The organism is Curtobacterium sp. AC273 (assembly GCF_979253735.1).
The window spans coordinates 15,531-41,159 of record NZ_CEEDDU010000006.1; the positions used below are offsets into that span (position 1 = coordinate 15,531).

Genomic DNA, 25,629 nt, shown 5'->3' on the forward strand with positions numbered 1-25,629 from the left:
CCAGCCGCCGTCCCGCGTCGGTGCCCGTCGGCGCACGCGCAAGGCCGTCGTCGGTGGTTCCTCCGCCGCCGCGTGCAGAGCGTCGGGACCGTCCACCGCACCGGGTCGGTGACCCGTGCCCGACGACGCTCGCGCTCCACGCTCGTGTGGGCCACCTCGTTGACGGTCGTGGTCGTCGCTGCGCTCGCGATCGCGGCGGTCGTCGTCGTCGGACGCCTCGGCGCCGGCGCGATCCCGGTCGTCTCGGACGTCCGCGCCGAGACCACGCCGGCGTCGGTGACCTTCAGCTGGGCCGACCCGGGCCTCCGGAACGGCGACACCTACGTCATCTCGTCGAACGGCGCGGCCAGCCAGCAGACGGGGTCCAGCTTCGTCGTCTCGGGCAAGAAGGGCGACGAGGAGTGCATCGCCGTCGCCGTGAACCGCGACGGCAAGACCGGGGTCGCCAGCGCGCAGAAGTGCGCGACGATCGGGAGCAGCGGGTGATCGGGGCGTTCCTCGCGAAGCACCGTTCGGCCGCCGTCACCGTGGGCGCCTCGGTGCTCGTCGGCGCCGTCGTGGCCACCGCCGCGGTCGCATCGACCGGGTACCACACGCAGCGCGTCGACCTCGGGGACGGCACGGTCTGGGTGCCGTCGGCCGAGTACGGGGCGGTCGGCCGGGCGAACACGGGTGTCCTGCAACTCAACACCGCCGTCGAGACCGCGAGCGACGACCTGTCCGTGCTGCAAGCGCGGGTCGATGGTCTACAGCGTCGACGAAACGAAGGGCACGGTCGCGAAGGTCGACGTCGCGGACGCCACCGTCGCGGACCCGTGACCCTGCCGCCGGGTCGCCCCAGGTCTTCTTCGCCGGGTCGACGGCGGTCATCGGCAACGCCGACACCGGTGAGCTGTGGGCAACGCCCGCGAAGGACCTCGGCGAGTTCGACGCGTCGACGAAGGCGGACCTGACCCTCGGTGCCGACGCCGTGTTCGACGCCTCGGACGACCACGTGGCGGTGTACTCGCCGCGGACCGGCACGGCGTCTCTCGTCGAGGTCGGCACCACGCTCTCCGTCGAGCAGCGCTGGACCGTCAGGATGGACCGCGCCGACGACTTCCAGGTCGCCTCGTTCGGCGACCACCTGGCCGTGCTCGACCGGACCTCCGGCGAGCTCTCGGTCGACGGCGACACCGTCGACCTCGGTGACCGCGTGGGCACCTCGCCGTCCCTCCAGCGCTCGGCCGACGACGCCTCGCGGGTGACCGTCGCCGGGACCGCCGGCCTCGTCGGGGTCTCGGCCTCCGGCGACGTGGACACCACCGCGCTGCGGGTCTCCGGCCGTGCCGCCCGACCCACCGTCGTCGGCTCCTGCACCTGCACGGCCTGGGCCGGCGGGCAGGCGATGGACAGCTGCCAGGGCAGCGGACTGCAACGCCTCGCCGACACCGCGGGTGCGGGTGAGCTGCAGATCCTGCACAACGGGCAGACCGTGGTCGCGAACGACCCCGGAGCGGACGCTCTGGGCGATCGACCGCAGCGGCCAGGTCATCGACAACTGGGCCGACCTGATCAAGAAGGACGACGACCAGCAGCAGGAACAGGTGTCCGACGACGACCCGGAGGTCGACAAGGACCAGAAGCCGCCGGTCGCGGTCGGCGGCGGCCTGGGCGCTCGTCCGGGACGCACCACGAGCCTCCCGGTCCTGCTCAATGACTACGACCCCAACGGCGACCCGATCGTCATCAGCGAGGTCGGGCGGGTCGACGACGCCGTCGGCGACGTCGCGATCGTCGGCGACGGCCAGCGTCTGCAGATCACGCTCGCCGCGCGGGCGCCGGGACGGTCTCGTTCCCCGTACACGATCACCGACGGCAACGGCGGATCGGACACCGCGACCGTCAGGGTGAGCGTCCGGCCCGACTCGGCGAACGACCCGCCCCGGCAGGTGCGTGACACCTCGGCCGACGTCGTGCAGAACGGGCGCATCGTCACCAACGTGCTCGGCGACTGGGTGGACCCGGACGGCGACCCGGTCTACCTGAAGTCCGCCAGCGCAGCCGACGGCGACCGCGAGTCGACGACGCCGGACGAGCTGCTCGACTTCCGGAACGCGAGCGGCAAGACCGGCGACCGCCCGGTGCAGCTCGTCGTCAGCGACGGCCGCGCCGACGGACGCGGCTCCGTCACCGTGCACGTCGCGAAGCAGGGCAGCGTCCCGCTGTACGCGGATCCGTTCCCCGTGCAGGGGTACGCGGGCAAGGCCTTCACGGTCGACCCGCTCGAGCACGTGCGCGGCGGGAACGGCACCGTGACGCTGACCAGCGTGTCCTCCGCGGCGGGGCTGACCGTCACGCCGAGCACGACTCGGGCACCTTCCGAGTACAGGGAGCGCGGGCGGGGGACCACCAGCTCGAGTACACCGTCACGGACGGCACGAAGACGTCGAGCGGGATCGTCCGCATCACGGTCCTCGCGCCGCCGGACGCCTCCAGTGCGCCGATCACCACGCCCAAGACGGTGTTCGTGAACACGCTGTCGACGAAGGACACGGACGTCACGGCGACCGACATCGACCCCGCGGGCGGTGTGCTGCTCGTCACCGCGCTCGACGGACCGGACCGCGGGTCGGGCGTTCAGGCGAGCATCCTCGACCAGCACACCGTGCGGGTCACGCTGACCGCACCGCTCGACGGTCCGGTCTCGTTCCGGCTACACCGAGACGAACGGCCTGGCGTCGGCCACCGGAACGGTGACCGTCGTCGAGATCCCGCGACCCGACCGGATCAACCGCCGGTCGCGCAGCCGGACACCGCCACCGTCCGGGTCGGCGACGTCGCGAACATCGACGTCCTCGACAACGACACCCAGCCCGAGGGCGAGCCCCTCACGCTGCTGCCGGACCTGGTCCAGAACGTCCCGGGCGACGGCGGTCTGCTGTTCGTCTCCGGCGACCACCTCCGGTACCTCGCGCCCACCACGCCGGGCAACTGCACGGCCGTCTACCGCGTCGCCGGGCCGGACGGCCAGTACGCCGACGCCGCGGTGTCGATCTCGGTGCGCGAGCAGGAGCGCCGCCACGAACAACCCACCCGTCCCGCAGACCGTCACCGCCCGGGTCGTCGCCGGGCAGTCGGTCCGCGTCGCGATCCCGCTGAACGGCATCGACCCCGACGGCGGCTCGGTCCAGCTCGTCGGCGTCGCGTCGAACCCGGACAAGGGCTCGGTGAACGATGTCGCGTCCGACTCGCTGACGTACGAGGCCGGTGACTACTCGGCCGGCACCGACGAGTTCACCTACACGGTCGTCGACGCACTCGGCGCCCGCGCGACCGGCACCGTGCGCGTCGGCATCGCCCGCGGGCGGAGCAGGCATCGAACCCGGTGGCCGAGGCCGACCACGTGACGATCCGCCCCGGCGGCTCGGTGACCCCGGTGCGCGTGCTGCAGAGCGACTCCGACCCCGAGGGCGGCCAGCTCAGCGTCACGAAGGCGGAGCCGACGGCGCAGGACGTCACCGCGAAGGTCCTGCGGAAGCAGCAGATCCGGGTGACCCCGCCGAAGACGGCGACGAGCGGCGGCTACGCCGTGCTCTACACGGTCGCGAACGAGAACGGCGGCGTGAGCACCGCGTTCCTCACCGTCACGGTCGACGAGGACGCCAGACCCCTCCGACCCGAGGTCGACGACACCACGCTCGACCTGCAGGACATCCTGCACCGGCAGAGCGTCACCGTCGACGTGCTCGACAACGTCTTCTTCGCCGAGGGCACCGCGGCCTACCTGCGCGTCGGCGTGGTGGACGGCTACGGCGACCCCGCCCGCGCCACCGAGGACCAGCGCATCGCCGTCCGGCTGACCGACGAGTCGCAGGTGATCCCGTTCTCGGTCGCCCGCGTCGACCACCCGGACATCGTGTCGTACGGCTTCATCCGCGTCCCCGGCTTCGACGACGCCCTGCCGCAGGTGAACCGGACCGCCGGCGCGATCAGCGTGAAGAGCGAGGCCACCGTCCGCATCCCGCTGTCCAAGTACGTCGTGACGGCGAACGGCCAGACCGCGAAGATCACGGACGACGGCACCGTGAAGGCGACCCACGCGAGCGGGCAGGACCTGGTGGTCGACCCGTCCACGCTGCCAGTTCACCTCGTCGAAGCTCTACTACGGCAACGCATCGATCTCGTTCGAGGTGACCGACGGATCGAACGCGAACGGCGGCAAGGGGCGGGTCGCCACGCTCGTGCTGCCGATCAAGGTCACCCCGCGCTCGAACCAGCCCCCGGCGTTCACCGGGTCGGCGGTCGACCTGCAACCGGGGGAGTCGCGCACCGTCGACCTCACGAAGCTGACCGACTACCCCTACCCGAAGGACCTGCCGGAGCTGCGCTACTCGGTCGTCAGCAAGCCGACCGCCGGCGCAACGGCGACGATCTCCGGACAGAAGCTGACGGTCACGGTCGCCGACACGGCGAAGAAGAACACCACGGCCACCATCGGCATCGGTGTCGCCGACGACGCGAACGCCGGACGCTCCGGTTCGATCACCGTCGACGTCGTCGGCTCCACGCGGCCGCTCGTCCAGCCCGGCGCCGACCCGGTCGGTCACGAAGCGGGTGCGACGAGCGATGATCGACGTGCTCCAGAACGACCAGCCGACGAACCCGTTCCCCGAGCAGCGACTCCAGGTCGTGAACATCCGCGGGCTCTCCGGCGGGCTGCCGGGCGGCGTCACGGTGCCGCCGAGCGCGGACCGCTCCCGGCTGCAGGTGAGCGTCTCCGACAGTGCGAAGCCGTCGACACCCACCTGCAGTACCAGGTCGCCGCCGCCACCGACGATCCGGACCGGTACGTGTGGGGGCGACGTCACGATCTCCGTGCAGGACGTCCCGGACGCTCCCGGTGCGCCGAGCCGGACCGGCGCCTACCAGGGCGGTCAGGCGACGCTGACGTGGGCGACCCCGCAGGCGAACAACTCGCCGATCACCGGCTACCGCATCCAGGGCACGAACGGTGTCTCGAAGGACTGCGGCACCGCGACAGTGTGCACGATCACCGGGCTCGACCCGAGGTCGTCGTACCGGTTCAGCGTCATCGCGACCAACGCCGTCGGCGACTCGAAGCCGTCGGGGAGTCCTCTCCTGTCAGCGCCGACTTCGTGCCGGCGCCGCCGAAGGGCATCACGGTCAGCCCCGGCACGAGTACGCCGAACCAGCTCGACGTCTCGTGGAACAAGGTCGACGCCCCGAACAACGGCACCCCGGTCGACGACTACGTCGTGACGATCGAGGGTCCCGGTCTCTCGTCGACGCGCAGCACGGGTACGGCGGCGAGCACGTCGTTCACCGGTGCGCAGAGTGCGGCGCAGTACAAGGTCACCGTCTCGCCGCGGAACACCGCCGACCGCAACGGCACGGTGGTGCGGTGGAACTCGGCGTCGGCCACGAGGCGTGGCCGTCGGTAGGCGCTTCGGCCCCAGGTAGTTTGACAGCGACGGGCCAGCAGGCGGCGACGGCACCGCGGTCTCGATCAACTTCTCGCAGGCCAGCGGCAACGGAGTGGGATCCAGGCGTACTGGCTCTTCCGCCTGGCAAGAGCGGTTCGTTCGACTGCACAGCTGTGACGGCGGGTGACGCGACGAAGGTGGCCGGGGGCGGTGCGACCTCCTTCGCCGACTCGCCTGGCGGCGAACGGGCCTCTACTACGCGGTAGTCGCGGTCAACGGGCAGGGATTCTGCGGAGTGCGAGCGTGACGGGGCCGGTGCGGTCCTACGAATCGCCTGCAGGGGTAGCCGCGCGCGTTTCGTTGCCGACGTCGTCTGATCGCGACGGAAACTACCCAATCGTGGTGTCCGGCATTCGGGCTACGGGGGGTACCGCGACCTTCTACAAAGTCAGCTTGGAAGGAGGGTCGAGCACGACGACGTCAGGCGGAGACGTCACTGTACCCGAGTGCCTACGGTGACACCCTCGGTGTCACGATCGAAGCGTGTCGCCTCCCTGACAACAACGGTCAGTACTGCGCTGATGCGGTCAGCGTGGGTTCGGCTACTCCGCTGGCGACACGTGCTACCGCGAAGAGTCCGCAAGCTGGGGGCGCGATCGTGCTCAACCCCCTCCGAACACCAAGAGTCCTTCTGTCCGCTACACGATTTACATCTGCAACGGCTCTCGCTCTCGAGTTCCTTGGCTGCCCGACTGGCGATTTGAATGGGCCGTTCGCGGAAGGGTCCGCCATCCCGGTCGATGCGCAGACCATCACCGTCGTGGCGACGGTCGGCGGAGAACCGGCAGCAACCCCGTCGTCCAGTCGGTCAAGCCCCCACCGGACCCGGAGCCGGACCCGTCGCCCTCCCAGCCGTCCGACCCCTCGCCGAGCGAGTAGCGCGGCTCCGTCGCCCGCTGACCGTACGCTGCCCCTACCGCCATCCCCGAGAACGAGGAACGACACCGCATGAGCATGACCCCGGAGCAGGCCACCTGGTTCGCCGCCGTCGTAGGCCGCATCGTGACCAACGTCGAGCAGGTGCTCCTCGGGAAGACGTTCGTGATCCGCCTGGCGGTCACGGCGGTGCTCAGCGAGGAACACCTCCTGCTCGAGGACGTCCCCGGTACCGGCAAGACGAGCCTGGCCAGGGCGATGGCGCAGAGCGTGCAGGGCTCGACGAACCGCATCCAGTTCACCCCCGACCTGCTCCCGGGCGACATCACCGGCATCAGCGTCTACGACCAGAAGACGCAGGAGTTCGACTTCCACCGCGGCCCGGTCTTCTCGAACATCGTCCTCGCCGACGAGATCAACCGCGCGAGCCCGAAGACCCAGTCGGCCCTGCTCGAGGCGGTGGAGGAGTCCGCCGTCACGGTCGACGGCGTGAACCACAAGCTCGCCCAGCCGTTCATGGTCATCGCCACGCAGAACCCGATCGAGCAGGCCGGCACCTACCGTCTGCCGGAGGCGCAGCTCGACCGCTTCCTCATGAAGGCCTCGATCGGCTACCCGGACCGCCGCCACGGTCAAGATCCTCGAGACCGCGTCGGCGCCGTCGAGCTCGGTGCCGCTGGCGAGCGTCGTCCCCGCCGCGACGATCACCGAGATGGCCGCCATCGCGCGGACGGTGCGCGTCGACCGTGATCGCCGACTCCGTCGCGCCGGCTGGTCGACGGCACCCGTTCGGCGAGCGAGGTCCGTCTCGGCGTTGGTGTGCGCGGCGCCATGGGCCTCATGCGCGCCTCGCGGGTGTTCGCCGCCCTGAACAACCGTCACTACGTCACGCCCGACGGCGTGAAGGCCCTCGCGGTCCCGGTCCTGTCGCACCGCCTGGTGCTCGACGCCGAGGCGCGAGTTCGACGGCGTCAGCGCCCCGAGCGTGATCGCCCAGCTGCTCGTCGAGACCCCGCCGCCCGCGGACCGGTCCGCGTCGTGACGGACCGCCGGCCCGTCTCCGCGCGGTCGCGCCGCCCGTCCTCGACGCGGTCGCGTCGCGGGACGACGGCGTACGAGCGCACGGGGACGGTCGCCGGCCTGACCAACGTCCGGACACGCCTGGTCGGTGACCGTGAGGGCGTGGCAGCAGAGGCCGTCGTCGGTCTCGCCCGTGCCTGGGCGGCGGCCTGGAGGCTCGTCAAGCGCGGGTGGGCGAGGTCTCGTCCGTGGTCACCGGCCTGGGATGGGCGGTCGCCGCGCTCACGCTCGTCGCGTTCGTGCTCGGGTACCGCTTCGGGCTGCGGGAGGTCGTCGTCGTCGGCTTCGCGGGGGCGGTCCTCGTGGTCGTCGCCGCGATCGCCCTCATCGGCCGCTCGCGACTGCTCGTCCGGATGCGGCTGCCGCAGCACCGCGTCGCCGTCGGTGACGATGCCGGCGTGGTGGTCACCGCGGAGAGGCCGGCGCGGCTGCCGTCGGTGCCGACGACCGTGGAGGTCCCGGTCGGGTCCGGCCTGGTCGACGTCGCGATCCCGTCGATCGGCCCACGCGGCACGTTCGAGCGCGAGGTCGGTGCCGCGGTGCGACGCGGTGTGCTCGACGTGGGTCCGGTGACGGGCGTCCGCGCCGACCCGGTCGGTCTGGTCCGGCGCGAGGTCGTCTGGACCGCCCGCGAGCAGGTCATCGTGCACCCCCGGACGATCGCGATCCCGTCGACCAGCACCGGGCTCGTGCGCGACCTCGAGGGGCAGGCCACGACCGACCTGTCGCCGTCGGACATCGCGTTCCACGCCATCCGTGAGTACATGCCGGGCGACGACCCCCGCACGATCCACTGGAAGTCGACGGCGAAGTCGGCGCGCTGATGGTGCGGCAGTTCGAGGGCACCGCGTCGGTCGCACCTCGTGATCGCGCTCGGGATCTCCCGCGCCGAGTTCGCCGACGACGAGGAGTTCGAGCTCGCCGTCAGCGCCGCGGCCTCCTCGGGACCCGGGCTATCCGCGACGGGCGGGAGGTCACGGTCGTCGTGTCCGAGCGCACCCCGGAGTTCGCCAAGCGCGCCGTCTACGCCGTGCACCCCCTGCCGACCGTCACCCCGACACGGCTGCTCGACGACTTCGCGTCGGTCGGCCTGGCGGACGCCTGCCTGCCGATCGCCGAGGTCTCCCGCATCGTCGGCAACGACACCGCCGGCATCTCGGTCGCCTTCCTCGTGGTCGGGTCCACCGTCGAGCTGCCCGCACTCCGGCTCGCGGCGACGCGCTTCCCCGTCGGGGTCGAGGTCGTGGCGGTCATCTGCGAGCCCGAGGCGCAGCCGCGCTTCCTCCGCGTCGCCGGCCTGACGGTGATGACCATCGGCTACCTCGACGACCTCCGGCACGCCCTGCACCGATCGGCGACGGCAGCGTGAGCGCCGCAGGGGACCCGGGCACCCGCGCGCGGAAGACCGTCCGGAAGGACGCCCGTCGCGAGGCACGCCGACTGACCCCGACGCGGCTCGTCGGTGGCACGCTCGCGGTCTGGCTCCTGCTGGCCGTCGCGAGCACGGCGTGGTGGCCGGTGTACCGCGACGACGCGATGATCGTCGCGGCCGTGACCGCCGTGGTCTTCGGCACGCTCGTCGCCCTGATCGGGACGGTCTTCCGCCTGCCCACCGCGGTCGTCGCGATCGCCACGGTGGCCGCGTTCGCGCTGACCGGCGTGCCCGCGGCGGTGCCGGGTCAGGCGAACGGCCTGCTGCCGACGGGGCAGGGGCTCATCGACCTGTTCGCCGGCGTCGCCCTCGGCTGGAAGCGGCTGGTGACCATCAGCCTGCCGGTCGGATCCTACGAGTCGTTGCTCGTCCCGTACTTCGTGACGCTCCTGATCGCGACGGTGACGGCCGTGAGCGTGGCGACCCGCGCCTCCAGGCAGGAACTCGCGAGCATCCCGGCGCTCGTCCTCTTCGCGGCCGGTGTCGTGATCGGGCCGAGCCGGCTGGACACGTCGATCGCGACCGCGGGTCGCGCTCACCGGGATCGCGCTCGTCTGGGCGCTCACGGTGCGCCATGCGCGCCGCGCCGTCGCGGTGGCGACCACCATCGGCGCTCGCGTCCCGATCGTCCGGTCCGTGCTGCGTCCGGCGCTCGTGGGGAGCGCGACGATCGTGGCGGCCGCGGTCGTCGCGACCGGACTCGGTCTCGTCGCGCCGCCGTCGGTGGGGCGCACCGTGGCACGCACCGACGTCGTGAAGCCGTTCGACCCGCGCGACTACGTCAGCCCGCTGAGCGGCTTCCGCGCCTACGAGGAGCAGACCGAGGCCGACACCACGCAACTGCGCGTCACCGGCCTGCCGGCGAACGGCTTCGTGCGGATCGCGACCCTCGACACGTACGACGGCGTCGTCTACCGCGTGGGCGGGGCGGACGGCGCGACGGCGTCCGGCACCTTCGAGCGGGTCCCGCCGTCCGTCGACGTGCGGGGTGTCCGCGGCACCACGGTGCGCGTCGGCGTGCGCGTCGAGGGGTACAGCGGCGTCTGGCTGCCGACCGTCGGCGACCTCGAGCGCGTCGAGTTCACCGGCACGGACGCGGCGCAGAGCGCGGTGCGTTCTTCTACAACGGGTCGACCGGAACCGGCGCCGTCGTGGGCGGGATCGCGGACGGCACCCGCTACGACCTGACGGCCGTGCTCCCGGAACAGCCGGCCGACGACGAGCTGGCCTCCGCGCGACCGGGTGACGCCTCGGTCCCGACGCCGCGGTCGGTCCCCGACGCCGTGCGGGACACCGTCGACGCGTCCACCGGGAACGCCGACACCGACGGCGCCAAGCTCGTCGCGATGATCCAGGAACTCAAGCGGAACGGCTACGTCAGCCACGGCGTGGGCGACGACCGGGCGAGCCGCTCCGGGCACGGTGCCGACCGCATCCAGGAACTCCTGACGTCCCCGATCATGATCGGCGACCAGGAGCAGTACGCGGCGGCGGCAGCGCTGATGGCGAACCAGCTCGGGTACCCGGCACGCGTGGTGATGGGCTTCACGGCCGGCGGCGACGCCGGGGGAGACGCCCGTGCGGGTTCGACCACGGGCGGCACCACGACGTTCCGCGGCTCGGACGTCACCGCCCGCGTCGAGGTCGACACGGCGCAGTGGAGCTAGGTGATGATCGACCCGAGACCCGACCGTGCGCGACATCCCCGACGAGCAGCAGCAGACCCCGCAGCCGGTCACCCGCCCGGAGACCGTCGTGCCGCCGCCCCCGGCCGAGCAGCAGGACCAGTCCCAGCAGGCACCGCCGCAGAGCGACCGCAACACCCCGCCCGTGCAGCCCCTGTGGCTGCAGATCCTGCTGGCCGCGCTGCCGTGGGTGCTCGCCACGCTCGGCTTCGTCGCCCTCGTGCTCCTGCCGTTCGGCGTCATCGTGCTCCTCAAGCGCATCCGTCGTCGTCGCCGACGCCGGGCGCCGACCCCCGTGGCCGCATCGTGGGCGCCTGGGACGAGTACCGCGACGCGCTCGTCGACCGCGGGCACGACGTGGACCGCCTCGGCCACCCGGCGGGAGACCGTCGTCGAGGACTTCGGGCGACGGGGGTAGTGGCCCTCGCCGCGTTGGCGGACCGGTCCGTCTTCGGCCCGAACGACGCCGACGTCACCACCGCCGACCGGATGTGGTCCGCGGCGGACGACGCGATCTCGAGCCTCCAGGACGGGCAGGACCCGCAAGGAGCGCATCTCAGGGCCGCGGTCTCGCTCCGGTCGATGCGGATCGCCGACGGGCCGCGGTCTGCCAGCACCGCAGTCGCCGCGGTCGTCGGTGGGCGTGGGCGTCGTCCCTCGCGCGGCCAGGGTGCGGCCGGAGCGCGTGACTACGATGGCCTGCAGGCCGGCGAGCGTCGTGGACGGCCGAGTGAGGACAGAGGACACCCGTGATCAGATGCGAACACTGCGGATCGATGCTCCCGGGCCGGAGCGATCTTCTGCGGTGAGTGCGGGCGTGCGGTGACCGCTGCGGCGAACCGTCGACCGGTCGCACCGACGCCCGTCCGAACAAGCACCCCCGCCGCCCTGCTGCTAGCCCGACCTCCAACGGCCGCCGGATCGACTTCGCCGCCGACGCCTGGTTGCCCGAAGGCGACCCTCGACCCCGCGACCCCGCGCCTGGCCCGACCGGCGCGGACCGCTGCGCGACGAGCAGCCCCCGGCACCCGTGCCCGTGCAACGTCCCGACGACCACGCTCCCCGATCCGCGCCGACGCATCGTACGGTGCCGGTTCCGGCCTGGGTGACTGGACCGGCCAGCAGGCCACCGAGCCGCCGACACTACAGAAGCCGGACACCGGCGTCGACGACGCGCCGACCGAGGCCGCCGCTCGACCGCCAGAACGCGCATGCCGTCCGAGGCCAGGACCCCGAGGTCACCCGGCTTCGCCGACCGTGCGGCCGGTACCGACGACGGCCAGCACGACACGATCCAGCGTGGCGCGCCCGAGCCCTTCGCCGCCGAGCCCTTCGCCGCCGAGCCGGTCGCGCCGGTGTGGGTCTCGCCCAGGACCAGGCTCGGGTCGCACCCTCCGGCCGGACCGTCCCTGGTGGGTCGGGCGCTCGAACGCCGCGCCTCCGCCGACGACCGCCACCGACGCGGCGGCACCCGAGGACGACGACGCACCGGACCGCGACGAACCCGCCGCCGTCTCGCCGGAGGTGCTCTCTGCCAGTGGTCTCGCCGCCGCAGCCGGGTGACACCGCCGTCGTCGAGCCGCTCGTCGACCGTCGTCCGCCCCGCGCCCAGCGCCGCTCGTGACGCCGGGGTCGCAGGCGACGACGTGCCACGTGTGCGGCCACCTCCTCGAGCCGGACGACATCTTCTGCGGCGAGTGCGGCGCAGTGCGACCCGCGGTGACCGCCGCGTTCACGGGGCAGATCGTGCCCCTGCCGATGGACCTGCCCGACTGGGCGGCCGACGACTCGGTGCAGGCCGTGGTCGACGAGGTCGTCGACGTCGAGGCAGAGGTCGAAGACGACGCCGCGGACGAGCTGCTCCGAGCGCGCTGCCGAGGGCACGGACGACTCGGCGGCGGACGACGACTCCGCGGTGGAGGACGACTCCGCCGCCGTAAGCGACGACACCCCGTCCGCGCCGCTGCGCTCCCTCGTGGCGTCCACGCCGCACCGGTGGCCGACGAGTCGCACTCCACGGCGCCGCAGAGTGCACCCGCCGCCCCGGCATCCGCGACGCTGCCGTCGTCGGCGCCGGTCGCCGAGGACACGGCCGCGTTCCCGATCCCCACGGCCCGCCGCTCCCGCCGCTGCCCGGCGTCACCGGTCCCGTGCTGCCCTCCCCGACGACGGACGGTTCGCCGACCAGCGCCGACGGCGACCTCGAGGACGGCGACGAAGAAACGCGCATCGTCTCGAAGACCCCTGACCCACGCGCCGTTCGTGCCTGCACTTCAGCACGGGTGAACGGTTCGGCGTGCACGGCACCGGGCTCGTCGGACGCCTGCTGCGCCGCGCTAGCCCGGCGAACGCTTCGACGACCTGCTCACCGTGCACGACCCGGTGCAAGTCGGTGTCGAAGACGTGCACCTCGAGCTCGGTCGTGACGGAGACGACCTTCTGGGTCTCGGACCGCTTCTCCGGCAACGGCACGGTCGTCCGGCACATCGACGGGGTCGATCCGTCGTTGCGAGGCGGGTCGTCGCTACCGGGTCGAGCGCGGTGCCCGGGTCGACATCGGGGAGCAGTTCTTCCTCGTGCAGGTAGGCACCACGTGCGTCGGCTCCTCCACAGGGGCCGGCGCATCGTCGTACGTCCACCAGATCGACCGACGCGACTCGTCGGACCGGACGCCCGCTGGTGTGCTGTTCGGCATGCGCAGCCGATCGTCGCCCGATGTCTCCTCATCGGGACGTCGCTCGTGCTCGTCGCCGTCGGGGTCGTCGCGCCGCTGACCGGGCTCGCGCGGACGATCCTGTTGGGGGCGGCCGCGTGCTAAGCGCCGTGCTCGACGTCCTGCTCGTCCGTACGGCTCGCGCCGGTGACGGCTCGTCGGCGGCGGTCGTCCTCCGGGCCGCCGCCGACCCCTGCGTCACCGCATACCCGGACGACGAGCCCAGCGGGATCGTGAGCCGAGCCGCCTCGGCACCGGCCCCACTCACGGTGACGCTCGGGACTCGGTCCCGACGGTCGATGCCGGTCGAGCTGCCGGTCGACTTCCGTGCGCGCCCACGTGGTGGTCGTCGGGACCGGTGCCCTCGCCCATGCGGTTTACCGGGCGCTGGCGGTGCAGGTGCTCGCGGATCGGTCATCAGGACGCGGCCGTCGTGGATCGAAGCTCGGCCTGGACCTCACCGGCCTCGGCGGCTTCGTCACCCGTGCCGACCCACCTCAAGAACACGTCGAGCCGAGCGAAGGAGCACGCGCACCGGCCTCGGCACCGGCTCCGGCACGGCCGACGAGTGTCTGGGCCCCGGAACCCCCCGGCGGCCCCGAGCAGCCCACGCCTCCTACCAGGCACGGCCGTCCTCGCGGCGGACCCGCATCACCTCCACCCCGACGACCCTGGTGCCTGGTCCCCGGTCTCAGCCTGCTCCCGCGTCGGTTCGACGTCGTGGTCGAGGTCACCCGCTACGGCTGCACCATCCGCCGCCGTGACGACCCGCGCGGCGTGCTCGATCGCTCCCGGCCCTCCCGCAGATCGAACCGGGCCGGGCCGGGTCCGGCCGACCGGCGCCGACCCGGACCGCCGACCAGTCGGCGCTCAGCGCAGTCCGGCGCCGACCCGGACCGCGCCGACCGGGACGCCTCCGCCGAGCACCTGCTCGCCCGTCGCCGCCATGACGTCCGCCACACCGGCTGCGTCGACCAGTCCGTTCCGCTCGAGCAGCGTCAGCGCCGCGAGGGTCCCCGCGCGCTGCAGGCGCCGGTCGAGCGTCTTCACGGCGACGGCCGCACCACCCGGCAGGCCCATCACCATGACGCCCTCGGCGCCGAGCTTCGCGAGCACGCGGAGCCGTTCGATCGTGACCGTGTTCGCCCGACCGATGCCGTCGAGGGCCACGGAGTGGTCGAGCACCGCGTCCGTCAGGGCCGCGGTGTCGGACTCCGCCCGGCGACGACGCCCGCGAAGCCGCGCGCGAGGCCGGTAAGGGTCAGCGGGAACACCGGGGCGCCGCACCCGTCGGTCCCGACGATGTCGACGGTCTCGTGGGTGAACTCCTCGACGGTGGACCGGACGCGCTGCTGCAGTGGGTGCGTGATGTCGAGGTAGGTGGCCTCGTCCCAACCGTTCACCCGGCAGGCGGCGAGCATGCCGGCGTGCTTGCCCGAGCAGTTCATCGCGAGGCGTCGGGGGCCGTCCATCGTGCGGGCGGTGGCTCGGTCGAAGGGCAGGTCGGAGGGCACCCGAGGTCGGCCTCGACGTGGTCGAAGGACTCGAGCATGTGCAGGGCGATGGCCTGGTGGGCGGCGGTGCCGGCGTGGCTCGCGGTGGTGAGGACGAGTTCCTCGTCGGAGAACACCGCTCCGGCCCGGCGGATCGCCAACGCCTGGAACGGCTTCATCGTCGAGCGTAGATGCTCGCCTGCACGTCACCGACGGCGTCGACGACGGTGCCGTCCGGGGCGACGAGCACGCCGGCGCCGACGTGCCGGCTCTCGTCGAAGCCGTTGCGGTCGAGGACCGCCAGCTCGACCGACCCGTCGGCGGTGAGAGGATGGCGATCAGTGCGGACATCGGAGCCCACCGTCATGCCGCCACCCTACCGACGCGGCCGCCCGCACCTCGCACACGCCGGACGGCCGCACCGCCTCACCGAACGAAGGACCCGCTCGTGACCGACCACTCCTACGAGGTCTCCGTCCGCTGGACGGGCGACCGCGGCTCCGGCACGAGCGGCTACCGCGACTACGGTCGCGAGCACGACGTCTCGGCCACCGGCAAGCACGACATCGCGGGGTCCGCCGACCCGACGTTCCGCGGCGACCGCGACCGGGTGGAACCCCCGAGGAGATGGTCCTGGCGTCGCTCGCGCAGTGCCACATGCTGAGCTACCTCCACGTCGCCGTGACGCAGGGCTTCACCGTCGTGGACTACGAGGACCAGGCGACCGCGAGCCTCAACCTGAACCGCGACGGCTCGGGCGAGCTCACCGAGGCGACGCTGCACCCCGTCGTCACGATCCTCGAGGCGACCGGGTGGCCGACGCCGAGGCCGCGCACGCCACGGCGTCGAGCCTCTGCTTCATCGCCCGTTCGGTGGCCTTTCCTGTGCACCACGCCCCGCACACCAAGGTCCGTGCGGCACACTAGGTCCTCGTGAAGCGTCTGCGTCTCCTCCCGATCGCCCTCGTCCCCGCCGTCGTGCTGGGCCTCGCCGCATGCTCCGGCTCCGGATCGGGCGGCGGGTCCGCCAGCCCGACGCCGTCCGCCAGCGCGACCGCCTCGGCGATCACGTCCTGCCCGAAGCCGGGCGCCTCGTCGAAGGCGATCACGGTCAGTGGCGCATTCGGCGGGAAGACCGCGCCGACGGTGGAGTTCGACGGTGGCCTCTCGGCGAAGAAGCCCCAGGCCAGCACCGTCACGCAGGGCAAGGGCGCTGCGCTCAAGGACGGCGAGTACGCGCAGGTCTCGTACAGCGTCTACCAGGCGTCGGACGCGAAGAAGCTCGGCACGGTCGGCTTCGACCAAGGCAACCCGCAGGTGCTGTCGGTCGGCGGCACCGGGTTCGAAGCGCTCCTGGCCTGCTCGAACGTGGGGGACCGCGTCGCCGCCATCGGCCAGTCCTCGGCGCTCGGGTTCAACACCGGCGGCGAGATCGTCGTCGTCGCCGACGTCGTGGCCCAGACCCTCGACGAAGGCGACCGGCAAGCCGCAGACGCAGGACCCGAAGCTCCCCACCGTCAAGGAGAAGGCCGACGGCGAGCCCGAGATCACCGTGCCGAAGGGCGTCGCCGCCCCGACGAAGACCACGCCCGAGGTCATCAAGCAGGGCACCGGCGACACGATCGCCGACGGCGACACCGCGCTCGTGCAGTACAAGGGCGTCGTCTACGACACGGGCAAGGAGTTCGACTCCGTGGTCGAAGGGCGCCCCGACGACGTTCACCATCTCCGAGGGCTCGCTCATCAAGGGCTTCGTGACCGGTCTCGTCGGGCAGAAGGTCGGCTCGCAGGTCCTCATCGTCGTCACGCCGGAGGACGGCTACGGCGCGAATCCGCAGGAAGGCTCGGGCATCCCGAAGAACGCCACCCTGGTCTTCGTCGTCGACATCCTCGCCAAGGGCTGACCGTGGCCAAGCGCCGCGTCGTCATCCTCGGCAGCACCGGCTCGATCGGCACGCAGGCGCTCGACGTCGTCGACCGCAACCCGGACCGCTTCGAGGTGGTCGGCCTCACCGCCGGCCGGAACCGCGAGCTCGTCGCCGAGCAGGCTGCGCGGTTCGGCGTCCGTGACACCGCGTTCGGCGCCGAGGACTCCGAGCGCCTCGTCCGGAGCGTCGAGGCCGACGTGGTCCCCAACGGCATCACCGGTTCGGTCGGCCTCGGCCCGACCCTGGCGGTCCTCGAGTCCGGCGCGACGCTGGCCCTGGCGAACAAGGAGAGCCTGATCGTCGGCGGCCCGCTGGTGACAGGCCGCCGCGGCCCCCGGGGCAGATCGTGCCCGTCGACAGCGAGCACTCGGCGATCGCGCAGGCGTTGCGCTCCGGCACCGCCGACGAGGTCCGTCGGCTGGTCCTCACCGCCAGCGGTGGCCCGTTCCGCGCCGCTCCCGCGCCGAACTCCGCGACGTGACGCCGGCCGAGGCCCTCGCCCACCCGACGTGGGACATGGGCCTCGTGGTGACGACGAACTCCGCGACGCTGGTCAACAAGGGCCTCGAGGTCATCGAGGCCCACCTGCTCTTCGACGTCCCCTACGACCGCATCGACGTCACGGTGCACGCGCAGTCGATCGTGCACTCGATGGTCGAGTTCACCGACGGGTCGACGATCGCGCAGGCGTCGCCGCCCGACATGCGGCTGCCGATCGCGCTCGGCCTGGCGTGGCCGGACCGTGTGCCGGGTGTCGGGGTGCCGCTCGACTGGACGACCGCGAGCACGTGGACGTTCGAGCCGCTCGACGACGCCGCGTTCGGCGCGGTCGGCCTGGCGAAGCGGGTCGGGCAGCTCGGCGGGACGTTCCCGGCCGTCTTCAACGCCGCGAACGAGCAGGCCGTCGCCGCGTTCCACGCGGGGGCGATCGGCTTCCTGGACATCGTCGAGACGGTGGAGCGCGTCGTCGACGAGCACACCGCGGGGGAGCCCCTCCTCGAGGGCGTGCTGGCAGCGGAGCGCTGGGCGCGCACCGCGGCGGACCGCACGCTCTCCCGCTGACGCCCGTCGCGCCTCCAGTCCGGTACGGAGGCTGCGGACCCGAGAAGGCGTCTGCCTGGAGGCGCGGATCACCTCCCAGACGGCGCTCGGCTCCGTCATGGCAACCGTCCCGTACCCTTTCCCGGTGACCGTCGAATCCGTCCTGCTCTTCGTCCTCGGCGTGGTCGTCTTCATCATCGGCCTGCTGGTCTCGATCGGACTCCACGAGCTGGGGCACCTGTCCTTCGCGAAGCTGTTCAACGTCAAGGTGACGCAGTACTCGCTGGGCTTCGGGAAGGCGATGTGGTCGTTCCGCCGGGGTGAGACCGAGTACGGCATCCGCCCGATCCTGCTCGGCGGCTACATCTCGATGGTCGGCATGCTGAAGCCGCGTGCGTCGGGTCGGGCGAACGCGATCACGAACACCGGCATGTACGGCGCGTTCGTGCAGGACGCCCGGCAGGCGAGCGCCGAGCAGATCGCCGACTCGGGCGGCGACGACTCGCGGGCGTTCTACCGGCTGACGCCGTGGAAGCGGATCATCGTGATGGTCGCCGGACCCGCCATGAACCTCGTGATCGGCGTCTTCCTGTTCGGGGTGCTCCTCGTCGGCTTCGGCGCGCCCACGACCACCTTCACCTCGAGCGTCGACTGCGTCCTGCCGACCAGCCAGGCGACGACGTGCACCTCGGGCGACGCCGTGTCCCCGGCGAAGCAGGCCGGCATCCGCTCCGGCGACGTCGTGCTGTCGGTCGCGGGCAAGCAGGACCCGACGATCGCCGAGGTGTCCGAGGTCTTCCAGCGGTCCGCCGGTCAGGACGTCACGGTCGTCGTCGAGCGCGACGGGGCCGAGAAGACGCTGCACATCACGCCGACCACGGCCACCCGCGACGTCTACACGGCGGACGGCACGGTCGCGAAGGACGACGACGGCACGACGAAGACCCAGCAGGTCGGCGTCGTCGGCGTGAGCATCGGCCAGTCGCTCGTCCGGCAGTCGCCCGCCGCGGTCCTGCCCGCGACCGGGGCGCAGATCTCGGCGTCGGCGCACCTCATCATCGACCTGCCGCAACGACTCGTCGCGGTCTGGAACGCGGCCTTCGGCGCCCAGGAGCGGTCGCAGGACAGCCCGGTCTCGGTCGTCGGCGTCGGGCGGGCGATCGGCGAGGTCTCGTCGATGAGCGGCGTGCCCGTGGTCGACAAGGCGTACACGATCCTCGGACTGCTGGCCTCGCTCAACATCGGCCTGTTCGTCCTCAACATGGTGCCGCTGCTGCCGCTCGACGGCGGGCACATCGCCGGCGCGCTGTGGGAAGCCGTGAAGCGCCGGGCCTTCCGGCTCGTCGGCAAGGCCGACCCGGGGCCGATCGACCTGGCGAAGACGATGCCGCTGACGATGGTCGTGGTCGTCCTGCTCGCCGGCATGAGCGCGCTGCTCATCTACGCCGACATCGTGCGCCCGGTCAACCTGTTCGGGTAGTCGCCCCGGCGCTACGCTCAGCGGATGAGCACAGCGCCCACGAACCCCTCCGAGGTTCGCACCGTCGAGCGTCAGGGCCTCGACGTCATCGCCGAGTCCGACCGGAAGGGCACGCCCCGCGGCTTGTTCTGGCCGTGGTTCGCGGCGAACATCTCCGTCCTCGGCATCGCGTACGGGTCGTTCGTGGTCGGCTTCGGCATCTCGTTCTGGCAGGCCACGGTCGTCTCGGTGATCGGCGTCGCGTTCTCGTTCCTGCTCTGCGGCGTCGTCGCGATCGCGGGCAAGCGCGGGTCGGCCCCGACCATGGTGCTGAGCCGCGCGGCGTTCGGCGTGCGCGGGAACCGGGTGCCCTCGTTCCTGAGCTGGATCCTCACCGTCGGGTGGGAGACGGCCCTCGCCGCGCTGGCGGTCCTGGCGACGTCGACGGTGTTCGAGGAGCTCGGCTGGGACGGCGGCGTGCTGACCAAGGTCGTCGCACTCGTGGTCGTCGCCGCCCTCGTGGTCGGTGCTGGCGTCGCGGGCTTCGACGTGATCATGCGCCTGCAGACGTGGATCACGGTGATCACGGGCGTGTTGACGGTCGTCTACGTGGTGCTCGCCGCGCCGTCCATCGACTTCGGTGCGATCGCCGCGATGCCCTCCGGCAGCGGCCAGCAGGTCATCGGGGCGCTCGTGCTCGTGATGACCGGCTTCGGGCTCGGCTGGGTCAACGCCGCAGCCGACTACTCGCGGTACCTGCCGCGGTCGGCCTCGACGGGCGGTGTGGTCTGGTGGACCACGTTCGGCGGAGCGCTGGCACCGGCGGTGCTGGTCGTCTTCGGCGTCCTGCTCGCCGGCTCCTCACCGAAGCTCAGCGCCGCGATCGGCGCGGACCCGATCGGTGCCCTGACGACCATCCTGCCGGTCTGGTTCCTCATCCCGTTCGCCCTCGTCGCGATCCTCGGCCTGGTCGGCGGTGCGGTGCTCGACATCTACTCGTCGGGGCTGGCGCTCCTCAGCGTCGGCGTGAAGATCCCGCGCCCGGTCGCCGCCGGGGTCGACGGGGTGTTCATGGTCGCCGGCGCGGTCTACATCGCCTTCTTCGCGAAGGACTTCATCGGGCCGTTCCAGGCGTTCCTGATCACCCTCGGCGTGCCGATCGCCGCCTGGGCCGGCATCTTCGTCGCCGACGTGGTGCTCCGACGCTCGGCGTACGCCGAGGGCGAGCTCGACGATCGTCGCGGCCGCTACGGTGACGTCCGCTGGGGTGCCATCGCACTCGTGGCGATCGGGACCGCCCTCGGCTGGGGACTGGTCACGCTGGCGTCCCCCGCCTGGCTGTCCTGGCAGGGCTACCTGCTCGGACCGCTCGGCCTCGGTGGCCGTGACGGCGCGTGGGCGTACGCGAACCTCGGGGTCCTCGTGGCGCTCGTCGTCGGGTTCGTCGGCACGCTCCTGACCGCCCGCGGCACGGTCCGCCGGCAGGAGGCACGCCGGTGACCGGGGCGACCCCGGACGACGCCTGGCTCGTCGTCATCGACATGCAGCAGGTCTTCACGGGGGACAGCCCGTGGGCCACGCCGCGCTACGACCACGCCACCGCCGGCGTCGAACGGCTGCTGCCGCGCTTCACCGGCCGCACCGTCTTCACGCGCTTCGTCGCACCCGAGCGACCGCAGGGCGCGTGGGTGCTGCTACTACCGCGACTGGCCCTTCGCCCTCCGACCCGAGGGCGACCCCCTCTGGGACCTGACCGAGCCCTTCGCGTCGGCCGCCGCGGACCGACGCGACCCCGTCGTCACCGAAGCGACCTTCGGCAAGTGGGGGACGGGCCTCCAGGCAGTCGTCGGCGCCCACCCGCACCTGGTCCTCACCGGGGTCTCGACGGACTGCTGCGTCCTGTCGACGGCACTGGCGGCGGCGGATGCCGGTGCCACCGTGACGGTGGTCGCCGAGGCCTGCGCCGGTGCGAGTGACGACGACCACGAGCGCGCCCTGGCGGCGATGCGCCTGTACGCCCCGCTCATCACCGTCGTCGACACGGCGGCGGACCTGTCAGCGCGCACCGAGACGGACATCCCGAGCGCGTAGAGTGCACCACGTGCCAGCAGTGAACCTCGGTCTGCCGAAAGTCCCCGAAACCCTCGCCCCGCGCCGCAAGTCCCGGCAGATCCGGGTCGGCAAGGTGCTCGTGGGCGGCGACGCGCCGGTGTCCGTCCAGTCGATGACCACGACGCAGACGACGAACATCAATGCCACGCTGCAGCAGATCGCCGAGCTCACCGCCTCGGGCTGCGACATCGTGCGTGTGGCCGTGCCGACGCAGGACGACGCCGACGCGCTGGCGATCATCGCGAAGAAGTCGCAGATCCCCGTGATCGCCGACATCCACTTCCAGCCGAAGTACGTCTTCCAGGCGATCGACGCCGGGTGTGCCGCGGTCCGCGTGAACCCGGGCAACATCCGCAAGTTCGACGACCAGGTCGGCGCCATCGCCAAGGCCGCGAAGGACGCCGGCGTCTCGCTCCGGATCGGCGTGAACGCCGGGTCGCTCGAGCCCAGCCTGCTGCAGAAGTACGGCAAGGCCACGCCGGAGGCCCTGGTCGAGTCCGCCGTCTGGGAAGCGAGCCTCTTCGAGGAGCACGACTTCCACGACTTCAAGATCTCGGTCAAGCACAACGACCCGATCGTGATGGTGAAGGCGTACCGCCAGCTCGCCGCGGCCGGTGACTGGCCGCTGCACCTCGGCGTGACCGAGGCCGGCCCGGAGTTCCAGGGCACGATCAAGAGCGCCACCGCGTTCGGCATCCTGCTCGCCGAGGGGATCGGCGACACCATCCGCGTCTCCCTCTCCGCGCCGCCCGCGCAAGAGGTGAAGGTCGGCCTGCAGATCCTGCAGTCCCTCAACCTGCGCGAGCGCAAGCTCGAGATCGTGTCCTGCCCGAGCTGCGGCCGCGCCCAGGTCGACGTCTACCAGCTGGCCAACGACGTCACGAAGGGGCTCGAGGGCATGACCGTCCCGCTCCGCGTCGCCGTGATGGGCTGCGTCGTGAACGGTCCGGGCGAAGCACGCGAAGCCGACCTCGGTGTGGCCTCCGGCAACGGCAAGGGCCAGATCTTCGTGAAGGGCACCGTCGTGAAGACCGTGCCCGAGGCCGAGATCGTCCAGACGCTCATCGCCGAGGCGAACCGCATCGCAGACGAGATGGGCCCGGCGGCGGCGACCGGCAAGCCCGAGGTCGTCACCACCGTCTAGCGGCGACGCGGTCGGCCCGGCACCGCCGCTAGGCTGACCCCGTGGTCACACGGCTTTCGCATCTGTTCCTCCGTACGCTCCGCGACGACCCCTCCGACGCCGAGGTGACGAGCGCGAAGCTGCTCGTCCGCGCCGGGTACGTCCGTCGCCAGGCCCCGGGCGTCTTCGCCTGGCTGCCGCTCGGCCTGCGCGTCCGCGCCCGCATCGAGGGGATCATCCGCGACGAGATGGTCGCCGCCGGTGCGCAGGAGGTCCTGCTGCCGGCACTGCTGCCGCGCGAGCCGTACGAGGCGACCAACCGCTGGACCGAGTACGGCGAGGGCATGTTCCGCCTGCAGGACCGCAAGGGCGCCGACTACCTGCTCGCGCCCACGCACGAGGAGATGTTCGCGCTCCTGGTGAAGGACCTGTACTCGTCGTACAAGGACCTGCCGGTCACGCTGTTCCAGATCCAGGACAAGTACCGCGACGAGGCACGGCCCCGCGCCGGCTTGCTGCGCGGCCGCGAGTTCACCATGAAGGACGCGTACTCGTTCGACCTCACCGACGAGGGCCTCGACCGCAGCTACCAGGTCATGCGCGATGCCTACGAGAAGGTCTTCGCGCGCCTCGGCCTCGAGTACGTCATCGTCAAGGCCGACGCCGGCGCGATGGGCGGCTCGAAGTCCGAGGAGTTCCTGCACCCGATCGGCGTCGGCGAGGACACCTTCGTCCGGAGCGCCGGCGGGTACGCGGCCAACGTCGAGGCGTACGTCACGCCGGTCCCCGAATCGCTGCCGATCGAGGGCCAGCCCGAATCCGTGCTCCTGCCGGCGTCGGACACCCCCACGATCGACACGCTCGTCGCCCACGCGAACCAGGTGGCACCGCGCGACGGCGCGCCGTGGACCGCGGCCGACACGCTGAAGAACGTCGTGCTCGCGCTGACCCACCTGGACGGCACGCGCGAGGTCGTCGTCGTCGGGCTCCCCGGCGACCGTGACGTCGACCTGAAGCGCGCCGAGGTGGCCTTCGGACCGGCCGAGGTCGAGGCCGCCGGCGACGACGACTTCCGCAAGCACAAGGGCCTGGTGAAGGGCTACATCGGCCCGCAGGTCCTCGGCGCCGACAGCGCCACCGGCATCCGCTACTTCGTCGACCCCCGCGTGGTCGACGGCACGAGCTGGATCACCGGGGCCAACGAGCGCGGCGTGCACGTGTCCGGCCTCGTCGCCGGTCGTGACTTCGTGGCGGACGGCGTCGCCGAGGTCTCCGACGTCCGCGCCGGCGACCCGTCCCCGGACGGCTCCGGCCCGCTCGAGACCGCGCGCGGCATGGAGATCGGGCACGTGTTCCAGCTCGGTCGGAAGTACGCCGAGGCGCTCGGTCTCAAGGTGCAGGACGAGAACGGCAAGCTCGCCACGGTCACGATGGGCTCGTACGGCATCGGCGTGACCCGCATCCTCGCGATCCTGGCCGAGTCCCACAACGACGAGAAGGGCCTGGTCTGGCCGAAGAACGTCGCGCCGTTCGACGTGCACATCGTCGCCACCGGCCGTGACCAGGTCGCCTACGAGCTCGCGGCCTCCGTCGTCGCCGAGCTCGAGGGCGAGCGGTTCGACGTGCTGTACGACGACCGCCCGAAGGTGTCGCCCGGCGTGAAGCTCCGCGATGCCGAGCTGCTCGGCATGCCGATCGTCGTCGTCGCCGGCCGCGGCGCGGCCGAGGGCGTCGTCGAGCTGTGGGACCGCGCGAGCGGCGAGCGGCGCGACGTCCCGGTCGCCGAGCTGCTCGAGGCCGTCCGCGCGATCTAGACCCCCCCTTCCGCAAAACGCAACCCCGGCGGTTGCTCGCAGCGCTGTACCGCTGCGAGCAACCGCCTTCGTTGCGTCTTGCGGGTGGCGCTGCGGCCGGGCGGGGCGGCGCCGCGGCCGGTCGGGTGGCGCCGCGGCTGGGCGGGTGGCGCTGCGGACGGGAGGCGCGGTGCCGGCTGGCACCGCGCCTCCCGTCCGTCGTCCCGCCGGTTCCGCGAGCCGCAGTGCGGTAGTCTGGTCGCCGACTTCCGCGCGGTTCCAGTCCGCGGGAGCGACTCATCTGAATACGGAGGCCCTCGGTGAAGATCGATCTCGCAGTCCTGCGACTCATGGAGCGTGAGCGGGAGATCCCGTTCGACGAACTCGTCCAGATCATCGAACAGGCCATCCTGACGGCGTACCAGAAGCACCGCACCGAGAACGAGGAGCCCGTCGACGCGGACGTCCGCGTCGAGCTCGACCGCAAGTCGGGCGAGGTCTCCGTCTACGTGCCGGAGCGCGACGACGAGGGCACCGTCATCGGCGAAGCCGTCGACCAGCCGAGCGACTTCGGCCGCATCGCCGCGTTCGCCGCCAAGCAGGTCATCAACCAGCGTCTGCGCGACATCGGCGACGACAAGATCCTCGGCGAGTTCCGCGGCAAGGAAGGCGACATCGTCGCCGGCATCGTGCAGCAGGGCCCGAACCCGAAGATGGTGCACGTCGACCTCGGCACGGTCGAGGCGATCCTGCCGCCGGAGGAGCAGGTGCCGGGCGAGGACTACAAGCACGGTTCCCGCCTGCGCGTCTACGTGACGAGCGTCGGCCGCGGCGCCAAGGGTCCGCAGATCACGGTCTCGCGCACGCACCCGGGCCTGGTCCGGAAGCTCTTCGCGCTCGAGGTCCCCGAGATCGCGTCCGGCGTCGTGGAGATCACCTCCCTCGCTCGCGAGGCCGGGCACCGCACGAAGATCGCGGTCAAGGCGAACGAGCCCGGCGTGAACGCCAAGGGCGCCTGCATCGGCGAGCTCGGTGCCCGCGTGCGCGCGGTGACGACGGAGCTCGGCGCCGAGAAGATCGACATCGTCGACTACTCGTCCGACCTGGCCTCGTTCGTCGCGAGCGCGCTCTCGCCGGCGAAGGTCACGAGCGCGTTCGTGCTCGACGCCTCGACGAAGGCCGTCCGCGCCCTCGTGCCGGACTACCAGCTGTCCCTCGCGATCGGGAAGGAAGGGCAGAACGCCCGGCTCGCCGCGAAGCTCACGGGCGCCCGGATCGACATCCAGCCGGACTCGATCCTGGACGGCGAGGACTGAGCAGCCGGTGACACCGAGCGTGCCGGCGCCGCCGGTTTCGCTGGTGGCATGTCCGGTCCGGGCGTGCCGGATCGCGGTCGTCGGAGGGGAGGA

General features: G+C 72.0%; 27 protein-coding genes and 6 pseudogenes. 28 read left to right on the forward strand and 5 right to left on the reverse strand.

Annotated features, from left to right (window positions below):
• The first annotated feature begins 72 nt into the window (after positions 1-72).
• From ACZ8AI_RS10220 to ACZ8AI_RS10275, 12 genes and pseudogenes are all read left to right on the forward strand, one after another.
• The gene (locus ACZ8AI_RS10220) at positions 73-486 is read left to right on the forward strand and encodes a hypothetical protein (protein ID WP_464858201.1); all 414 of its coding nucleotides are present in this window, start codon (positions 73-75) and stop codon (positions 484-486) included.
• Positions 483-953 (forward strand): hypothetical protein, encoded by a 471-nt coding sequence (locus tag ACZ8AI_RS10225; protein WP_464858202.1) that lies wholly within the window; start codon positions 483-485, stop codon positions 951-953. The genes ACZ8AI_RS10220 and ACZ8AI_RS10225 overlap by 4 nt, the downstream gene beginning before the upstream one ends.
• Before the next feature lie 17 nt (positions 954-970).
• The gene (locus tag ACZ8AI_RS10230; RefSeq protein WP_464858203.1) at positions 971-1,699 is read left to right on the forward strand and encodes a hypothetical protein; all 729 of its coding nucleotides are present in this window, start codon (positions 971-973) and stop codon (positions 1,697-1,699) included.
• The gene (locus ACZ8AI_RS10235) at positions 1,587-2,513 is read left to right on the forward strand and encodes an Ig-like domain-containing protein (protein ID WP_464858205.1); all 927 of its coding nucleotides are present in this window, start codon (positions 1,587-1,589) and stop codon (positions 2,511-2,513) included. The genes ACZ8AI_RS10230 and ACZ8AI_RS10235 overlap by 113 nt, the downstream gene beginning before the upstream one ends.
• Positions 2,514-2,647: 134 nt before the next feature.
• Positions 2,648-3,025 (forward strand): annotated as a pseudogene (locus tag ACZ8AI_RS10240) (Ig-like domain-containing protein); the annotation flags it as partial.
• A gap of 94 nt (positions 3,026-3,119) precedes the next feature.
• Positions 3,120-3,389: pseudogene (locus ACZ8AI_RS10245) on the forward strand (Ig-like domain-containing protein); the annotation flags it as partial.
• Positions 3,368-4,612 (forward strand): Ig-like domain-containing protein, encoded by a 1,245-nt coding sequence (locus ACZ8AI_RS10250; RefSeq protein WP_464858206.1) that lies wholly within the window; start codon positions 3,368-3,370, stop codon positions 4,610-4,612. The pseudogene ACZ8AI_RS10245 and the gene ACZ8AI_RS10250, both read left to right, overlap by 22 nt.
• The gene (locus tag ACZ8AI_RS10255) at positions 4,609-5,262 is read left to right on the forward strand and encodes a fibronectin type III domain-containing protein (protein ID WP_464858207.1); all 654 of its coding nucleotides are present in this window, start codon (positions 4,609-4,611) and stop codon (positions 5,260-5,262) included. Before ACZ8AI_RS10250 ends, ACZ8AI_RS10255 begins: the two co-directional genes overlap by 4 nt.
• A complete protein-coding gene (locus ACZ8AI_RS10260) occupies positions 5,259-5,444 on the forward strand; it encodes a hypothetical protein (protein ID WP_464858208.1) in 186 nt (61 codons plus the stop codon). Before ACZ8AI_RS10255 ends, ACZ8AI_RS10260 begins: the two co-directional genes overlap by 4 nt.
• A gap of 990 nt (positions 5,445-6,434) precedes the next feature.
• Positions 6,435-7,404, forward strand: a pseudogene (locus ACZ8AI_RS10265) (AAA family ATPase).
• 226 nt (positions 7,405-7,630) lie between these two features.
• Positions 7,631-8,266 carry a hypothetical protein gene (locus ACZ8AI_RS10270; protein WP_464858209.1) on the forward strand — a complete coding sequence of 212 codons (636 nt, stop codon included), beginning with the start codon at positions 7,631-7,633 and terminating at the stop codon, positions 8,264-8,266.
• On the forward strand, positions 8,266-8,811 hold the full coding sequence (locus tag ACZ8AI_RS10275; RefSeq protein WP_464858210.1) for a hypothetical protein: 546 nt from the start codon (positions 8,266-8,268) through the stop codon (positions 8,809-8,811). The genes ACZ8AI_RS10270 and ACZ8AI_RS10275 overlap by 1 nt, the downstream gene beginning before the upstream one ends.
• A gap of 415 nt (positions 8,812-9,226) precedes the next feature.
• Here ACZ8AI_RS10275 and ACZ8AI_RS10280 read toward each other — a convergent pair whose 3' ends face one another.
• A complete protein-coding gene (locus tag ACZ8AI_RS10280; protein WP_464858211.1) occupies positions 9,227-9,385 on the reverse strand; it encodes a hypothetical protein in 159 nt (52 codons plus the stop codon).
• Between the two features lie 56 nt (positions 9,386-9,441).
• Between ACZ8AI_RS10280 and ACZ8AI_RS10285 the strand changes: the two genes are divergently transcribed.
• The 4 genes from ACZ8AI_RS10285 to ACZ8AI_RS10300 all read left to right on the forward strand — a co-directional run bounded on the left by ACZ8AI_RS10285 (position 9,442) and on the right by ACZ8AI_RS10300 (position 11,312).
• Positions 9,442-10,062, forward strand: coding sequence for a transglutaminaseTgpA domain-containing protein (locus ACZ8AI_RS10285; RefSeq protein WP_464858212.1), 621 nt, complete (start codon positions 9,442-9,444; stop codon positions 10,060-10,062).
• A 95-nt stretch (positions 10,063-10,157) separates the two neighbouring features.
• The gene (locus ACZ8AI_RS10290) at positions 10,158-10,541 is read left to right on the forward strand and encodes a transglutaminase domain-containing protein (protein ID WP_464858483.1); all 384 of its coding nucleotides are present in this window, start codon (positions 10,158-10,160) and stop codon (positions 10,539-10,541) included.
• 25 nt (positions 10,542-10,566) lie between these two features.
• A complete protein-coding gene (locus ACZ8AI_RS10295; protein WP_464858213.1) occupies positions 10,567-10,977 on the forward strand; it encodes a hypothetical protein in 411 nt (136 codons plus the stop codon).
• 14 nt (positions 10,978-10,991) lie between these two features.
• Positions 10,992-11,312 (forward strand): hypothetical protein, encoded by a 321-nt coding sequence (locus tag ACZ8AI_RS10300; RefSeq protein ID WP_464858214.1) that lies wholly within the window; start codon positions 10,992-10,994, stop codon positions 11,310-11,312.
• Between the two features lie 485 nt (positions 11,313-11,797).
• On the opposite strand, the gene ACZ8AI_RS10305 is transcribed toward ACZ8AI_RS10300, so the two are convergent.
• A complete protein-coding gene (locus ACZ8AI_RS10305) occupies positions 11,798-12,295 on the reverse strand; it encodes a hypothetical protein (protein WP_464858215.1) in 498 nt (165 codons plus the stop codon).
• On the opposite strand from ACZ8AI_RS10305, the gene ACZ8AI_RS10310 reads away from it, so the two are divergent.
• Together ACZ8AI_RS10310 and ACZ8AI_RS10315 are read left to right on the forward strand one after the other, a co-directional pair.
• Entirely contained in the window at positions 12,279-12,845 is a 567-nt protein-coding gene (locus tag ACZ8AI_RS10310; protein WP_464858216.1) for a hypothetical protein, read from the forward strand. The two genes, ACZ8AI_RS10305 and ACZ8AI_RS10310, sit on opposite strands and share 17 nt — an antisense overlap.
• 136 nt (positions 12,846-12,981) lie before the next feature.
• Positions 12,982-13,377: a hypothetical protein gene (locus ACZ8AI_RS10315; protein WP_464858217.1), complete on the forward strand. Its 396-nt coding sequence runs from the start codon at positions 12,982-12,984 to the stop codon at positions 13,375-13,377.
• Positions 13,378-14,142: 765 nt separating this feature from the next.
• Here ACZ8AI_RS10315 and ACZ8AI_RS10320 read toward each other — a convergent pair.
• From ACZ8AI_RS10320 to ACZ8AI_RS10330, 3 genes and pseudogenes are all read right to left on the reverse strand, one after another.
• On the reverse strand, positions 14,143-14,457 hold the full coding sequence (locus tag ACZ8AI_RS10320; protein ID WP_464858219.1) for an asparaginase: 315 nt from the start codon (positions 14,455-14,457) through the stop codon (positions 14,143-14,145).
• Between the two features lie 8 nt (positions 14,458-14,465).
• A pseudogene (locus tag ACZ8AI_RS10325) lies at positions 14,466-14,944 on the reverse strand (asparaginase).
• Complete coding sequence (locus ACZ8AI_RS10330) at positions 14,941-15,132, reverse strand: asparaginase (RefSeq protein ID WP_464858220.1); 192 nt, start codon at positions 15,130-15,132, stop codon at positions 14,941-14,943. Before ACZ8AI_RS10330 ends, ACZ8AI_RS10325 begins: the two are co-directional and overlap by 4 nt.
• 81 nt (positions 15,133-15,213) lie before the next feature.
• On the opposite strand from ACZ8AI_RS10330, the pseudogene ACZ8AI_RS10335 reads away from it, so the two are divergent.
• The 10 genes and pseudogenes from ACZ8AI_RS10335 to nusA all read left to right on the forward strand — a co-directional run bounded on the left by ACZ8AI_RS10335 (position 15,214) and on the right by nusA (position 25,536).
• Positions 15,214-15,691, forward strand: a pseudogene (locus ACZ8AI_RS10335) (OsmC family protein).
• A 6-nt stretch (positions 15,692-15,697) separates the two neighbouring features.
• A complete protein-coding gene (locus ACZ8AI_RS10340; protein WP_464858222.1) occupies positions 15,698-16,522 on the forward strand; it encodes a hypothetical protein in 825 nt (274 codons plus the stop codon).
• The gene (locus ACZ8AI_RS10345) at positions 16,519-16,668 is read left to right on the forward strand and encodes an FKBP-type peptidyl-prolyl cis-trans isomerase (RefSeq protein WP_464858223.1); all 150 of its coding nucleotides are present in this window, start codon (positions 16,519-16,521) and stop codon (positions 16,666-16,668) included. The genes ACZ8AI_RS10340 and ACZ8AI_RS10345 overlap by 4 nt, the downstream gene beginning before the upstream one ends.
• A gap of 2 nt (positions 16,669-16,670) precedes the next feature.
• Positions 16,671-17,754, forward strand: a pseudogene (locus ACZ8AI_RS10350) (1-deoxy-D-xylulose-5-phosphate reductoisomerase).
• A 124-nt stretch (positions 17,755-17,878) separates the two neighbouring features.
• On the forward strand, positions 17,879-19,213 hold the full coding sequence (locus ACZ8AI_RS10355; RefSeq protein ID WP_464858224.1) for a M50 family metallopeptidase: 1,335 nt from the start codon (positions 17,879-17,881) through the stop codon (positions 19,211-19,213).
• Positions 19,214-19,237: 24 nt separating this feature from the next.
• Positions 19,238-20,692 carry a purine-cytosine permease family protein gene (locus tag ACZ8AI_RS10360; RefSeq protein ID WP_464858225.1) on the forward strand — a complete coding sequence of 485 codons (1,455 nt, stop codon included), beginning with the start codon at positions 19,238-19,240 and terminating at the stop codon, positions 20,690-20,692.
• A 249-nt stretch (positions 20,693-20,941) separates the two neighbouring features.
• A complete protein-coding gene (locus tag ACZ8AI_RS10365) occupies positions 20,942-21,283 on the forward strand; it encodes a cysteine hydrolase family protein (protein WP_464858484.1) in 342 nt (113 codons plus the stop codon).
• 10 nt (positions 21,284-21,293) lie between these two features.
• Entirely contained in the window at positions 21,294-22,448 is a 1,155-nt protein-coding gene (gene ispG / locus ACZ8AI_RS10370) for a flavodoxin-dependent (E)-4-hydroxy-3-methylbut-2-enyl-diphosphate synthase (protein ID WP_464858226.1), read from the forward strand.
• Positions 22,449-22,489: 41 nt separating this feature from the next.
• The gene (locus ACZ8AI_RS10375) at positions 22,490-24,241 is read left to right on the forward strand and encodes a proline--tRNA ligase (RefSeq protein ID WP_464858228.1); all 1,752 of its coding nucleotides are present in this window, start codon (positions 22,490-22,492) and stop codon (positions 24,239-24,241) included.
• A gap of 299 nt (positions 24,242-24,540) precedes the next feature.
• Positions 24,541-25,536, forward strand: a complete 996-nt coding sequence (gene nusA / locus ACZ8AI_RS10380; protein WP_071291769.1) for a transcription termination factor NusA — start codon at positions 24,541-24,543, stop codon at positions 25,534-25,536.
• Positions 25,537-25,629 lie beyond the last annotated feature (93 nt).

Coding starts and splice junctions, on each gene's coding strand:
- ACZ8AI_RS10330 (WP_464858220.1), bottom strand. CDS start 15,132: ATGACGGTGGGCTCCGATGTCCGCACTGATCGCCATCCTCTCACCGCC.
- ACZ8AI_RS10275 (WP_464858210.1), top strand. CDS start 8,266: ATGGTGCGGCAGTTCGAGGGCACCGCGTCGGTCGCACCTCGTGATCGC.
- ACZ8AI_RS10360 (WP_464858225.1), top strand. CDS start 19,238: ATGAGCACAGCGCCCACGAACCCCTCCGAGGTTCGCACCGTCGAGCGT.
- ACZ8AI_RS10255 (WP_464858207.1), top strand. CDS start 4,609: ATGATCGACGTGCTCCAGAACGACCAGCCGACGAACCCGTTCCCCGAG.